12 protein-coding genes are annotated in these 14008 nt (G+C 58.4%); 7 read left to right on the top strand and 5 right to left on the bottom strand.

The window, feature by feature from the left end:
- Positions 1-30 precede the first annotated feature (30 nt).
- Positions 31-1920, top strand: a complete 1890-nt coding sequence (locus ACT7DV_RS17980) for an FAD-dependent monooxygenase (RefSeq protein WP_444664672.1) — start codon at positions 31-33, stop codon at positions 1918-1920.
- A gap of 227 nt (positions 1921-2147) precedes the next feature.
- On the opposite strand, the gene ACT7DV_RS17975 is transcribed toward ACT7DV_RS17980, so the two are convergent.
- Positions 2148-2510 (bottom strand): DUF488 domain-containing protein, encoded by a 363-nt coding sequence (locus tag ACT7DV_RS17975; RefSeq protein WP_444664670.1) that lies wholly within the window; start codon positions 2508-2510, stop codon positions 2148-2150.
- Positions 2511-2775: 265 nt separating this feature from the next.
- Between ACT7DV_RS17975 and ACT7DV_RS17970 the strand changes: the two genes are divergently transcribed.
- The 4 genes from ACT7DV_RS17970 to ACT7DV_RS17955 all read left to right on the top strand — a co-directional run bounded on the left by ACT7DV_RS17970 (position 2776) and on the right by ACT7DV_RS17955 (position 5413).
- Complete coding sequence (locus ACT7DV_RS17970; protein ID WP_060701220.1) at positions 2776-3228, top strand: FHA domain-containing protein; 453 nt, start codon at positions 2776-2778, stop codon at positions 3226-3228.
- Positions 3229-3299: 71 nt separating this feature from the next.
- A complete protein-coding gene (gene ftsR / locus ACT7DV_RS17965) occupies positions 3300-4055 on the top strand; it encodes a transcriptional regulator FtsR (protein WP_146274778.1) in 756 nt (251 codons plus the stop codon).
- Positions 4056-4095: 40 nt separating this feature from the next.
- On the top strand, positions 4096-4578 hold the full coding sequence (locus ACT7DV_RS17960; RefSeq protein WP_444664668.1) for a bifunctional nuclease family protein: 483 nt from the start codon (positions 4096-4098) through the stop codon (positions 4576-4578).
- A gap of 241 nt (positions 4579-4819) precedes the next feature.
- Entirely contained in the window at positions 4820-5413 is a 594-nt protein-coding gene (locus ACT7DV_RS17955) for a MerR family transcriptional regulator (RefSeq protein ID WP_444664666.1), read from the top strand.
- An 89-nt stretch (positions 5414-5502) separates the two neighbouring features.
- Here the strand turns inward: ACT7DV_RS17955 and ACT7DV_RS17950 are convergent, their stop codons facing one another.
- Positions 5503-6318 carry a ParA family protein gene (locus tag ACT7DV_RS17950; protein ID WP_444664664.1) on the bottom strand — a complete coding sequence of 272 codons (816 nt, stop codon included), beginning with the start codon at positions 6316-6318 and terminating at the stop codon, positions 5503-5505.
- A 352-nt stretch (positions 6319-6670) separates the two neighbouring features.
- On the opposite strand from ACT7DV_RS17950, the gene ACT7DV_RS17945 reads away from it, so the two are divergent.
- A complete protein-coding gene (locus tag ACT7DV_RS17945) occupies positions 6671-10123 on the top strand; it encodes a pyruvate carboxylase (RefSeq protein WP_444664662.1) in 3453 nt (1150 codons plus the stop codon).
- Positions 10124-10229: 106 nt separating this feature from the next.
- The gene (locus ACT7DV_RS17940; protein WP_444664660.1) at positions 10230-10775 is read left to right on the top strand and encodes a hypothetical protein; all 546 of its coding nucleotides are present in this window, start codon (positions 10230-10232) and stop codon (positions 10773-10775) included.
- Here ACT7DV_RS17940 and ACT7DV_RS17935 read toward each other — a convergent pair.
- The 3 genes from ACT7DV_RS17935 to ACT7DV_RS17925 form a co-directional block, all read right to left on the bottom strand.
- Positions 10748-12559, bottom strand: coding sequence for an AMP-dependent synthetase/ligase (locus ACT7DV_RS17935; protein WP_444664658.1), 1812 nt, complete (start codon positions 12557-12559; stop codon positions 10748-10750). The genes ACT7DV_RS17940 and ACT7DV_RS17935 overlap by 28 nt on opposite strands.
- A gap of 111 nt (positions 12560-12670) precedes the next feature.
- Positions 12671-13105, bottom strand: a complete 435-nt coding sequence (locus tag ACT7DV_RS17930; protein ID WP_444664656.1) for a hypothetical protein — start codon at positions 13103-13105, stop codon at positions 12671-12673.
- Entirely contained in the window at positions 13102-13875 is a 774-nt protein-coding gene (locus ACT7DV_RS17925; protein WP_444664654.1) for an alpha/beta hydrolase, read from the bottom strand. The genes ACT7DV_RS17930 and ACT7DV_RS17925 overlap by 4 nt, the downstream gene beginning before the upstream one ends.
- Positions 13876-14008 lie beyond the last annotated feature (133 nt).

Below are 14008 nucleotides of genomic sequence, written 5' to 3'. Positions count from 1 at the left end.
CGCACTGCTAGAGAAATGGGGAATGGAACAATGCAGTTTCACCACAACGGATACGTTTCCGCTGATCCGCGTAAACAGCCAGCTGCCCGTACGGGAATAGACCGCCCAAAGCAGCTTCCTGACCGAATGGATGTGCTGGTTGTCGGCACCGGGCCAGCGGGCATCATCGCCGCTGCCCAGCTCTCGCAGTTCCCTCAAGTGCACACGCGAATCATTGACCGACGTCCGAGCCGCCTGGAAATTGGTCAAGCCGACGGCATCCAGTCTCGAACCGTTGAGACATTCCAGGCATTTGGATTTGCCGAACGCATTACCTCCGAGGCGTACATCATCAAAGAGACCACATTCTGGAATCCCGACCCGGAAAACCCGGAATGCATTATGCGAACCGACCGCACCCCGGATGATCCAACTGATGTCAGCGAATTTCCGCATCTGGTGGTCAACCAAGCCCGCGTGATCGATTATTTCGCCGAGTATGCCTATAACTCGCCGGCGCGGATCACTCCGGATTTCGGCTGGGAATTCAAGGAACTGGTGATTGAAGATGGCCACGAGTATCCAGTGAAGGTCACCCTGCTTGCCTGCGGAGACGAAGCTCCGGGCATTGAGCGAGTGGTGCGCGCTAAATACGTTGTTGGCGCGGATGGCGCGCGAAGCAACGTCCGTCGTTCTATCGGAGCGAAGCTTTCTGGAGACAAGGCGAACCACGCTTGGGGTGTTATGGATACCTTGGCACTCACCGATTTCCCTGACGTTCGAACCAAATGCGCGATTCACTCCGGGGCCGGTTCAATTTTGCTGATCCCGCGTGAAGGCGGCCAGCTCTTCCGGCTCCACGTCGATCTGGGCGAAGTCCCAGAAGGTGATGACGGCAAAGTTCGCGAAACGCCGCTGGAAGAAATCATTCAACGCGCCAAAGCGATTCTGAATCCCTACACGTTGGATGTGAAGGACATTGCATGGCATAGCGTCTACGAGGTCGGGCATCGTCTCGCAGATCGTTTTGATGACATTGCGCCGGATGAGAATTGCATTCGAGAACCGCGGGTATTCATCACTGGCGACGCCTGCCATACCCACTCGGCGAAGGCGGGACAGGGAATGAACGTGTCCATGCAGGACGGTTTTAATCTGGCCTGGAAGCTCGGATATGTCTTGACCGGGCGGTCTCCACAAAGCCTTCTGCGCACGTATTCAACAGAGAGAAAGATGATCGCCAGGGACCTCATCGACTTTGATAAGCAGTGGTCCTCCATCATGGCGGCCACGCCGGAAGCGCTGCAGGGCCAGGAGGGAGCCGCCGAGTTCTACGTGCGTACCGCCGAGTTCCCGGCTGGTTTCATGACTGAATATGCTCCTTCGGTGCTAACGGCCGTCCACGATCACCAGGACTTGGCGGCAGGATTCCCGATTGGGAAGCGATTCAGATCTTCGGAAGTCATGCGGGTCGCCGATGCCAGTCCACGGCACTTGGGGCACCACCATCGGGCCGATGGCCGTTATCGAATTTACGTCTTTGCCGACCGAGCCCGAATAGGCGAACCAAGCAAAGTTGCCACGCTGGCGAATTGGCTATTGGAATCGAAGGATTCCCCGGTGCGCCGCTTCACACCGCAGGATGCTGATCTTGATTCCCTGTTTGACGTGAAGGTGATCTACCAACAGGATTACGCCTCGATGAACATCAATGATGCTCCGAAAATCTTCCGGCCCAATGTTGGCGAGCTGGGACTCATGGACTATGAAAAGGTCTATGCGGCGTGGGAATCCTCAGATATTTTCGAAGAGCGCCAGATTTCGCGCGATGGCGCGATAGTCATCGTCCGCCCTGATATGTACGTGGCCCATGTTCTGCCGCTGGATTCTGTTCAGGACCTAGCAGGCTTTTTTGGCGATGTCTTGATTCCACGCATCTAGGCCGCTACCCGAGAACCCAGCAGAGGTCCGGTCGGCAGCGGCCGGACCGCTGCTGCGTTTCCTGTTGGCTTCCTGAGGAATATTCCGCGGGCTCTGCAAGTTGAAGCATGTGACCGGTGAAATGATTCATTGAAAGGATGGTGCGATGAGCCAGGAGTTCAGTTTTGACCTTCAGCAAGTTGTTGAATCGGATTTCGTGTGCGCCGACGGTGTCTGTTTCGTACCGCCTACTGGCGCTTCAACTGGTCAAGCAGATACTCACGCAGGACCATCGCGTGATTAGCCTGTTCATTGCGAGCGGCAAAAACCAAAGTCACCGTTGGCAGGTGTTCGATCAGCTCCAGAAGGTCGTCAACCGCCGGGTTCTGATTTAGCTCGGACCTGTAGTACTTGGCAAATTCTTCAAAACGATCCGAGTCGTGGTTCCACGCCTTGCGGAGCTCGGAACTAGGAGCCAAGGACTTGGCCCACTGGTCCAACTTGAGTTTGGACGTGGTAAGTCCCCTTGGCCATAAACGGTCAACTAGTATTCGGTAGCCGTCCTTGTTGTCTGGTTCCGCATAGGCGCGCTTAATCAGTATTTCAGTCATTGTCCACCTGCGAAGTTCCGGTCAACGCTTGCACTGCCACCCTATACCGCGAAAGACTGATGCTATAGCGACGGCCGCATAAATGGCCTTTCAGCAGTGGAAGGATCGCCAGGAAATCCACGCATCGGAAAATATCGATATTTCTGTTATCACTTGGGTGGTGAGTAGGCTAATCTGTAGATAGTTTGGTATTGCGTACTATGCCAAATCTGAACACAACGTCGTCGCGTACGAACTGTAAGCAAGATTTTCTGGAGGATCCCACATGTCGGAACATGGGCCGGTTGCCCCGCATAATGAGTCTGCCTCCGAGACGACCAATATTGCTCTTCCTTCGATGAACAAGGCTTCAGAGCCTTCAGTGATTTACACACTCAGCGAAGATGAGAAGAACGCGGTTCGAGCACTTCCATCGGGTTCGGCTTTGCTCATTGCTCACTCGGGTCCCAACAAGGGAGCCCGATTCCTGCTGGATACCGATGAAAGCATCGCTGGCCGCCACCCCAACGCGGATATTTTCCTGGACGATGTCACGGTATCGCGTCGACATGCGAAGTTCACCAGAAACGGCGAGAGCTTCCTGCTCAGCGATATTGGTTCGCTGAACGGTACTTACATCAACGGCGACCGCATTGACGAAATTCAGCTGAGCAGTGGAGTCCAGGTGCAGATTGGCAAGTTCCGCTTGAATTTCTACCAGAGCGTACCGAACCTTTAAACTGGTAGAGTTCTAGATTTCCACCGGCGGCTAGTCCGTCGAGATATTTTTACTTCCGAGGTGTAGACCCTTTGCCGATCTTTGACGCAGCCCGCAGCCCACGACTCGAGGCATCACGCCACGAGCCTGTCCGGCAGGCAGCGCTGAATATCGGCGAAGTGCTCTCGGAACTGAAAGATGAGTTCCCGAGAGTAACGGCTTCTAAAATCCGCTTCTTGGAGGACAAGGGCTTGATTATCCCGCAGCGCACTTCTGCCGGATACCGCAAGTACACCGCGTCGGACGTCAGCCGCCTTCGTTTCATCCTCGCCGTGCAGCGTGACCAGTACCTGCCACTGAAGGTCATCAAGGACCACCTGGATGCCATCGACCGAGGCGAAGCCCCAGAGGCATTGCCTGGGGGAGCGCCTGCCGCTCCGCAATTGGTCAATAGCGATATGGCTGAAGCTGTAGAGCGCAAGACCCGTCTCGTATCACTCGCAGAGCTGCAGGGGCTGACAGGTGCCAGCGAAGAACTAGTTGACGAGCTACTCAAATTTGGACTCGTTGAAGCGCAAGCAGGACTTTTTGATTCGAGCTGCATCAAGGTGACCCAATCTGCCGTGCAACTCGCGAATCACGGTGTTGAGCCCAGGCATTTGCGCCAGTTCCGTACCGCAGCTGATCGCGAATTTTCATTGATCGAATCAATCGTCGGCAACGACTTGAAGAAGCCTGAAGTTTCGGCACGGGCCCGGGCCGCCGAAGAAGCGCAAGAAATTTCTCGCCAGTGCCTAGAAATTCACGATGCTCTCGTGCAGCGTGCTATTTCGCAACTTGATCGCTAGGCTGAATTTCAACAGGCTTTTACAACTCTAGGAGGCCGGCATGCTGGAACTGGAGTTTTCCGGGATTCGCATTCAACTGCCTGCGAATCAGCCACTGCTGTTGCTTAAATATCCGGAACAGAATCTCTACTTGCCATTGTGGATCGGAGCGCCTGAAGCATCGGCAATAGCCATGTCGGAACAAGGCCTGACTCCGCCACGCCCGATGACGCATGACTTGATGATTAGCGTTTTTGAAGCGCTAGGCGTGACATTGGAACGAATTGAAATCGTTTCCGTGCATAATGCTGTTTTCGTTGCCGAACTCGTTTTTTCCAATGGCAAGCGCGTTGATTCCAGGTCTTCCGATGCGGTGGCTTTGGCGGTTCGTGCGAAGTGCCCGATCATGTGCGCAGAAGACGTATTGGGAGAAGCTGGCGTTTCCATCGAGACGGATAGCGATGGCGAGGAAGCCCCCGAGGAAGAACTGCGTGAGTTCCGTGAATTTTTGGACAACATTGATCCCGAAGATTTTTCTTCGTAGTTGAAGCATTTCTGAATTCAGCGAATTATCGGCTCTCATTTGGGATATTCGAATCGCTTGCGCGACACGGCTTAAAGTTAAGCTTGAAGGTCTTTGACCATTAGCTCAGATGGCCGTACCGTCGATGCATAGGGACATTAAACAGGAACTGTTTTTGTGATCATCGCTCGCATCTGCACGGTTCTAATTTGGTCGCCTCATTACTCGCTTAGAAACGTGCTGATACGCAAGGAGCAATTGGATGGAGTCACGCCAGACAGGGCCTCGTCATGGGGCCGACGGTGGCATCAAGCATTCCAATACACAAGGGCTGCTCTTCACGGATGACCTGCCTGAGCTCGATGAGCATGCCGGCTATCGTGGTCCGGTCGTATGCAAGGCTGCAGGAATCACCTACCGCCAACTAGATTACTGGGCACGCACTGGCTTAGTAGAGCCGGCAGTTCGTGGTGCCAAGGGGTCCGGCAGCCACCGGTTGTACTCCTTCCGCGATATCTTGGTGCTCAAGGTCGTTAAGCGTCTGCTGGACACCGGAGTATCTCTGCAACAGATTCGGGCTGCGGTATTGCACCTGCGTGAACGCGGGGTCGAAGACCTGGCGCAGATCACCCTGATGAGCGATGGCGCCTCGGTATACGAGTGCACCAGTGCTGATGAGGTCATTGATCTTGTGCAGAAGGGCCAGGGAGTGTTCGGCATCGCCGTAGGACGAGTCTGGCGTGAAGTAGAAGGCTCGCTGGCGCAACTGCCTTCGGAAAGCTCTGCAGAGCAGACGCTGCCCGAAGATGAGCTGGCTGCCCGTCGTGCTGCCAAGGCCGCGCGCAACGTCGGCTAATCAATCTGAAATAGAACTACATAGACTTTGGGCCGGACCACCGATCGGTGGTCCGGCCCAAAGTCTATGTGATCGACGTCTGATGAACGTCAGGAATTCGAAGAGCCAGCGGTCGACATGATTTCCTTGAGCAATGCGTCAAACTGGTTGAGCATTGGCCCGGTGGCCTTTGAAGGCCAATGGTGCACCGAATAGGCGGCACCCTGAATTTGCTGCCATTCCGGGTGCTCTGGGATTTCTGGCTTGACCATGGAATCACCAAACATCTGGCGCATTTCTCCCAAGCGGAAGGTGTGTTCTGCCGAATCCTTGCGAACTCGGTTGGCGACGACCTTGACTGGGCCAAGCGAAGGGGCGAATTCACGACGGAAAAGATCCAGTGCGCGCTGTGTGCGCTCGGTGCCAGCCACGGAGAAGAGGCTTGGTTCTGCCACCAGCAGCAACTGGTCCGAAGCGCTCCATGCCATGCGGGTCAGGCCATTCAGCGACGGTGGGCAATCGATCAGCACCAGCTGATAACCGCTGGTGCGGCTGAGGATCTGGGTAAGCCGGCGAAGATCCCTGGTTCGCAGGTCCGGACGGTCGTAAATGCCGGTGTAGGCGTCGCCTACAGCTACATCAAGCACCGGAATGCGAGTACGCGATTTCTTCTCTGCTGCCTTTGTCTGCCAAGCGCTGGCGACAACCTGATCTTGCAGGCGGGCTCGGCGAGCGTTTTTGAGCATCTGCCCAATTGGCTGCTTTCCATTCGCCCGGACTCCGAGGCCAGTGCTGGCATCCGCGTGGGGATCCAAGTCAATGACGAGAGTCGGGATGCCGGCGGCAAGTGCTGCTGAAGCCAGGCCGAGCGTTACGGAGGTTTTTCCCACGCCACCCTTGAGGCTGCTGATGCTCACTACGTGCACGGACCAGACCACGCCTTTCACTGTTCGCTAATTTAACGTCCCACCGAATATTTAGTCTCTCATCATCATAGTGTGCCGGAGTCCATTTCCCCGACTTTGCAACGTCGGTTTTTGGTTATGAATCCAACTTAGTGATTAAAAGATCACGCTTGGCAAATATTTCTTGTGGTCTGACCACAGCGTGAAATGTTTGGACGTTCAACTCGGCGTCCGTGTAGTGTGTTTCACAGAAGTGGCAAAAGCTTGCTGCTTTTCGAGACCCGACAGGCTGTTGATGTCTCACTTCGGACCAGGGAAATCAAACCCTTGGACCGAGCCCAACCAACCTGTACTGAATCGATGTAGGGACACTATGTTTGAAAAAATCTTGGTCGCCAACCGCGGTGAGATTGCAATTCGTGCTTTCCGTGCCAGCTACGAGCTAGGTGCAAAGACAGTTGCGGTTTACCCACACGAGGATCGAAATTCGATTCACCGCCAGAAGGCCGCAGAGGCCTACCAGATCGGCGAAGAGGGCCACCCGGTCCGCGCCTACCTGGACATCGACGAGATTATCCGCGTCGCCAAAGAAGCCGGTGCGGACGCAATTTACCCGGGCTACGGATTCATGTCCGAGAACCCCGATCTGGCTCGTGCTGCAGCGGCCGAAGGCATCAAGTTCATCGGTCCAAAGGCGGACGTGCTTGAACTGGCCGGAAACAAGGTCGCCGCGCTGAAGGCCGCCCGCCAGGCGGGCATCCCGGTTCTGGAATCCTCCGAGCCAAGCGATGACGTTGATTTCCTGATTGCTGAAGCGGACCGAATCGGCTTCCCAATCTTCGTCAAGGCAGTGGCCGGCGGTGGCGGCCGCGGCATGCGTCGCGTTGACAAGCGCGAGGATCTGCCAGAGCTGATGGGTGCGGCCATGCGCGAAGCAGGCACCGCCTTCGGCGATCCCACCGTCTTCCTGGAACAGGCAGTTCTTCGCCCGCGGCACATCGAAGTGCAGATCCTCGCTGACGAACACGGCAATATCGTTCACCTCCACGAACGCGACTGCTCGCTGCAGCGCCGCCACCAGAAGGTTGTCGAAATCGCTCCGGCTCCGAACCTGGACGAATCGATCCGCCAGGCGCTGTTCCGCGACGCTGTGAAGTTCGCCAAGACCCTGGGCTACCAGAATGCTGGAACCGTCGAATTCCTGGTGGACACCGTGGGCGAGCGCGCTGGACAGCACGTGTTCATCGAGATGAACCCGCGCATCCAGGTCGAGCACACAGTAACCGAGGAAGTCACCGATATCGACCTGGTCCAGGCGCAGATGCGCATCGCTGCCGGCGAGTCGCTGGCGGATTTGGGAATCAGCCAGGACACGATCCAGGTGCGCGGCTGGGCTCTGCAGTCCCGTATCACCACCGAGGACCCTGCCAACGGCTTCCGCCCGGATGTTGGAACGATTACCGTGTACCGCTCCGCCGGCGGCTCGGGCGTGCGCCTCGATGGCGGAACCATCTACACCGGCGCAGAGGTTTCACCGCACTTCGACTCGATGCTGGTGAAGCTCACCTGCCGCGGTCGTGACTACAAGACCGCCGTGGCTCGTGCCCGGCGCGCGCTGGCTGAATTCCGTGTCCGCGGCGTGGCCACCAACATCCCGTTCATCCAGAACGTGCTGGGCGATCCACAGTTCCTGGCCGGCGATGTCGCCACCGACTTCATCGATTCGCGGCCGGACCTGCTCACCGGCAACGAGTCCCAGGACCGCGGTACCAAGGCCCTGAACTACCTGGCGCACGTCACCGTGAACCACCCCAATGGCGAACGCATCGAGGGCATCGACCCTCGCAAGAAACTTCCTGCCTTCCCAGGGGACAAGTCCGACGAGCCGGAGCGCTCGCCATTTGACGGCCCATCCAAGTCGGCAGTTCCGGCTGATGGATGGCGCCAGAAACTGCTGGAACTCGGTCCCGAGGGTTTCGCCAAGTTGCTGCGCGATTCCAAGGCAGTGGGCATCACCGACACCACCTTCCGCGACGCGCACCAGTCCCTACTGGCAACCCGCGTGCGTACCCGCGACCTGCTCGCGGCCGCGCCTGCCTACGCGCACAGCGTGCCACAGCTGTTCTCCATGGAAGTCTGGGGCGGAGCAACCTACGATGTTGCCCTGCGATTCCTCGGCGAAGACCCTTGGAAGCGCCTGGAATTGCTGCGGGCCGAACTTCCGAACATCCCGCTGCAGATGCTGCTGCGTGGCCGCAACACCGTTGGCTACACCCCGTACCCCACGGAAGTCACCGACGCGTTCGTCAAGGAAGCAGCTGCGGCCGGCATCGATATCTTCCGCATCTTCGATGCCCTGAACGACGTGTCGCAGATGGCGCCGGCGATCAAGGCCGTGCGCGAGACCGGTACTGCCGTTGCCGAAGTGGCACTGTGCTACACCGGCAATCTGCTCGATGCCAACGAGAAGCTGTACACGCTGGATTACTATCTGAACCTGGCGCAGCAAATCGTTGACGCCGGCGCACACATCATTGCTATCAAGGACATGGCTGGCCTGTTGCGCCCTGCGGCAGCCACCAAGCTGGTCACCGCGCTGCGCGAGCACTTCGACCTGCCGGTCCACCTGCACACCCACGACACCTCCGGCGGACAGCTGGCCACCTTGATGGCAGCCATCGATGCCGGCGTGGATGCAGTAGACGTTGCCAGCGCTGCCATGGCCGGCACCACCTCCCAGCCATCGGCTTCCGCACTGGTCGCGGCCTTGGAATTCACCGAGCGCGATCCGGGCCTGTCCCTGGATGCCGTAGCCTCGCTGGAGCCGTACTGGGAAGCCGTGCGTGCCCTGTACAAGCCATTCGAATCGGGACTGCCAGCACCAACGGGCCGCGTGTACCAGCACGAGATCCCTGGCGGACAGCTCTCCAACCTGCGCCAGCAGGCCATCGCGCTGGGCCTTGGCGAGCGCTTCGAAGCCATCGAGTCCATGTACGCATCGGTGAACGCGATGCTCGGCAACGTCGTCAAGGTCACCCCATCGTCCAAGGTGGTGGGCGACCTGGCCCTGCAGCTGGTCGGATCGGGCGTCTCCGCCGCTGATTTCGAGGCTAATCCGCAGAACTACGACATCCCGGACTCGGTCATCCAGTTCCTCTCCGGAGAACTGGGCAACCCTCCAGGCGGCTGGCCGGAACCATTCCGCACCAAGGCGCTGCAGGGACGCAACGTCAAGGCCCGCGTCGAGGATCTGTCGGCAGAGGACGCCCAGGCGCTGCGCGGGGAATCGGAATTGATCCGTTCCACCCTGAACCGCTTGCTCTTCGCTGGTCCGACTCGCGACTTCGAGAAGTCGGTGGAGAACTTCGGGGACCTGTCGGTATTGCACACCCGCGATTACCTCTATGGCCTGACTCCGGGCTTCGAGCACGTCATTTCGCTGGGCACCGGTGTCCGCCTGCTGGTCAAGCTGGTTTCGGTGTCCGAGGCTGACGAGAAGGGCCTGCGTACCGTGGTGGTCACGCTTAACGGCCAGTCGCGCCAGATCAAGGTCCGCGACGAGTCGGTGGAGTCCACCGTCAAGTCGGCGCCAAAGGCTGATCCGAACAATGCCGGGCATGTGGCTGCGCCATTCGCCGGAGCCGTGACGGTGACAGTGAAGGCCGGCGACCTGGTTGAGGCAGGACAGTCGGTGGCAACCATCGAGGCGATGAAGATGGAGGCCGGCATTACCGCCAACGCCACCGGAGTCGTCACCCAGATCACCCTCGATGGCACCAGCCAGGTCCAAGGTGGCGACCTGCTGTTGGTGATCGAACCGAAGTAGCAGCTGGCATAGCACGCCACACCGAGCACAGGGGCTCGCAACCATGGTTGCGGGCCCCTGTGCTCACCGCAAGGATTCACAACGCAGATCAAGCACAAGGAGAGCCGTGAGGCGAGCAAATAAAACTCCAGCAGGGGCAGCACCCGCAGAGGTGGCAGCACGAGCAAGCGAGGCCGCTGCCGGGCGCGATCGCCTGGGCGTGCTGTTATTCACCCTCAGCACCCATCTGCCATTCTTCGAAATCGCCGAGCATCTGGCTGAGCAATTTGGCGAGCTGGAGCTGCGTGCCGAGGTGTCCACCGCCGGACCGCAACGCGTTCAGTCGGTCCTCGAGGGGAAGTTCAGCGGCGTTGACGTGCTCGTGGTCGTCGGAGAAACCGGGCCCGCGGGCGAAGACCAGCTGATGGAATTGGTGCAGTGGCTGCTGGCCAACGGCCGCCAGGCCTTGGCGGAGAACCTGATCTTCGCGGTGCTCGACGAAGGGCACAGCGTTGCAGAACTCCCTGCATTCAACCGCGTGGTCTTGCCGCGCAGCTACTTCGCCCGGACACAGCAAAGCGGCCTCAGGTTGCCCTGGGCCGCTTCGGCACGCGAATCGTGGGAGCTGGTTACAGCAGTGTTGGATTACGCTGTGGGCTTGGGAGCCGAGTAGATCTCCTCGATCAGCTCGTTGTAGTCCTTGAGCACTACAGCACGCTTGATCTTCATCGAGGGAGTCAGATGGCCGGTTTCCTCGGTGAAGTCAGCGGGCACCACGCGGAAGGACTTGATTGCCTCGGCCTTGGACACCGAGGTGTTGGCCTTGGCGATGACCTTCTCAACCGTTTCCAGCACCGTCGGATGCGTGGCCAATTCCTCCAGCGAGGTGTTCTTATCGAGCTGGTGGCGTTCAAGCCAGCCCGGAAGCGCTTCAGGATCCAAAGTGACCAGAGCCGCGATGAATGGCCGGCCTTCACCGATCACGACGCACTGTGAAACCAGGGCGTCGGCACGGATCTGGTCTTCAAGCAGTGCCGGAATCACGTTTTTGCCACTGGAAGTGACGATGATTTCCTTCTTGCGGCCGGTGATTTTGAGGAACCCGTCGGCATCCAGTTCGCCAATGTCGCCGGTGTGGAACCACCCGTCGGTGAAGGTTTCCTCCTGCAGCTCCGGGCGATTGTGGTATCCGCGCATCACGCACAGGCCCTTGGCAAGAATTTCGCCGTCTTCGGCAATGCGAACCGCGTTGCCCGGAAGCGGTTTGCCGACGGTGCCGATCTTGATGCGTTCCAAGGTATTCACGGTGATCGGCGCGGTGGTTTCGGTCAGCCCATAGCCCTCGAGCACGGTGACCCCTATGCCGTTGAAGAAATGGCCCAGGCGCTCTCCCAGCGGGCCACCGCCGGAGACGGCATGGCGAATATTGCCGCCCATGGCCTCGCGCAGCTTCTTGTAGAGCAAGGCGTCGAAGAGCTTGTGCTTGAGGTTCAGCGCCAGCGGAATCTTGCCTGCCTGCTGTGCCTTGGAATAGGCGACGGCCACGTCGACACCAGCGTGGAATATTTTGCCCTTGCCGCCGTCTTCGGCCTTGAGCATGGCCGAGTTGTAAACCTTCTCGAAGACGCGGGGAACGGCAAGGATGAAATTCGGCTTGAAGGACTGGAGATCACCCAGCAGGTTTTTCACATCAGGGGTATGCCCGGTGCGGCAACCGGCAGCCACGTTGATCACGGAGATGAATCGTGCGAAGACGTGGGCCAGTGGCAGGAACATGATGGTGGAGGCACCGGGATACACCGCCTGGGGAAGGGACGCGGCAGCATTTTCTGCGAGCTCCACAAAGTTGCCGTGGGTCAGTTCGCAGCCTTTGGGCCGTCCAGTGGTTCCCGAGGTGTAGATGATGGTTGCGATGTCGCTCAAGGCGACAGCCGAGCGGCGGGCTTCGAGCTGCTCGTCGTCAATATCCTTGCCGTCTTCGGCCAGCTGTTCCAGGCCGCCCTCGAACTGCCAGATGTTATCGAGGGTATCGAGCTGTTCCTGATGGGCTGCGCGGCGGACCACGCCTTCGTGGGTTGCCGATTCCAGAACGATCGCCTTGACCTCGGAGTCGGCGACAATCCAGGCTACCTGGCTGGGGGAGGAGGTCTCGTAGATGGGAACAGTGACACATCCGGCAAACCAGATGGCAAAGTCGACGAGGGTCCATTCGTAGCGGGTTTTTGCCATCAGCGCGATGCGTGCGCCGGGGTTGATGCCGTGGGCAATGAAACCCTTGGCGATGGCCTTCGCGTCCGCGGCAAATTGCGATGCGGTGACATCCTGCCAGGAGGAGCCGTCGCCAGGTTTGGCGAACAAGGCTGGATTCGCGGCCGAATTGGCGTGCCGCAGCAACAGATCGGTGATATTTGACTGCTGAGGCGTATGGATGCGAATTGGCGAGCTATATTCGCGCATCTGGTATTCATCTCCTGAAACTGTATGTGTCCCCATGAGCAATGGCGGGTAATCCGCATCACACTTTATTACTTTACGGTAACTTACTATGTTTGGCGCTCCAAGTTCACTTCAGACCTGGGCCCCATCATCTCCCGGATCGTGCGCAGTAGGAAGACGTTTAAGCAAGTAGACGATCCCGGCGACGGTCGCCAGGGCCAAGCCAATGACAACGAAGGCCGGAGCTGAACGGAAGAACAGCACGCACAACAACAAGCCGATGGGCCCACCTGCTGCCGCGGTCCACGCGAGATTCAACATCGGATCCCCGGAGCCCAGCGCCGCCGGCTCGTCGGGAACAAAAGATTCATCGGATTCTTCGGGCGCGAAATCACGCGGGCCATTCATGGCGCCTGGCCCGGTGTTAAAGAGCTTCTTGAGGTGATCTGCTCGTTCTTGGGCACTAGGTTCCCGAGGGGCCTGCGCATCAAGCTGCTGAAAATTTTTCACCAGATCATCCCAGCGGGGATCTTCTCGCTCCGGAGGAGTGGCATCGGGCTGGCTCATAGGGGCCCTCCTGTCCGAGAGTGCGCCGTGCTAGAGAGCTGGGAGAAAAAGCGGGCCGATTCGTGGAAAATCTGCTCGGCATCATAATCCAGTGTTGCAACGTGTTTGGAATGAAGCAGCATGTGGTGTTCGGCCAGTGTTCCTGGCTTGAGCCCTGCTACCAGCTCCCGCACGGAAGCTTCGGACACCACATTATCTACGGTCGATCTAAACAGCTGCACCGGAGCGGTGACGAGTTCCAGTCGTGAACGGGTTTGCGCGAACAGCGCGTGGAGCTGAGCTACCGCGGCCACGGGTGTGCGCGGATAGGCCCCCTCGTCCACTCCTCGCTTGGCGATATCATTGCTGATCGGCGCCACGCTGCGCATCAGGTGCTTCAGCCATGGCGTCATCGGGGCCAGCGCAGAGTCAACCACGAGCCCCGGATTGACCAGTGAAATCCCGGCGACATTGCGCCTTGTGGCCAAATGCAGTGCCAACGCCCCACCCATGGACAAACCGGCCACGAACACGGTGCCATGCGTGCGTGCCAGGTCGTCAAAAGCCTGCTCGGTTGCCTGGATCCACTCGCTATAGCCCACCGGAATCATGTCCTGCCATCGGGTGCCATGGCCTGGAAGCAGAGGCACGGCTGCAGTGAAGCCTGCTCCCTGCAGGGATCTGGCCCAGGGTTCCATGGCCGTGGGGGAGCCAGTGAAGCCATGGATCAACAGCACTGCTGAGCCCTTGGGCAATGAGTGCCCAGAGCTATTCCGTGCTTCATTATTCATCGTGACCACTCCAATTTTCTGCTTATACCTCCGAGCGTAGTGCACAATTGAAGGGTGCGGACAGTGCCACAAGTTCTGTGATCAATCCATGTCCCGTGACAAAGCCGAACCTCGAGAAATAAGGAATTTTCTG

This window comes from Glutamicibacter sp. TV12E (assembly GCF_052441935.1).
Lineage (GTDB): Bacteria > Actinomycetota > Actinomycetes > Actinomycetales > Micrococcaceae > Glutamicibacter.
Note: the sequence above shows the minus strand (reverse complement) of the source record. Positions and strands in the feature narration are given on the sequence as shown.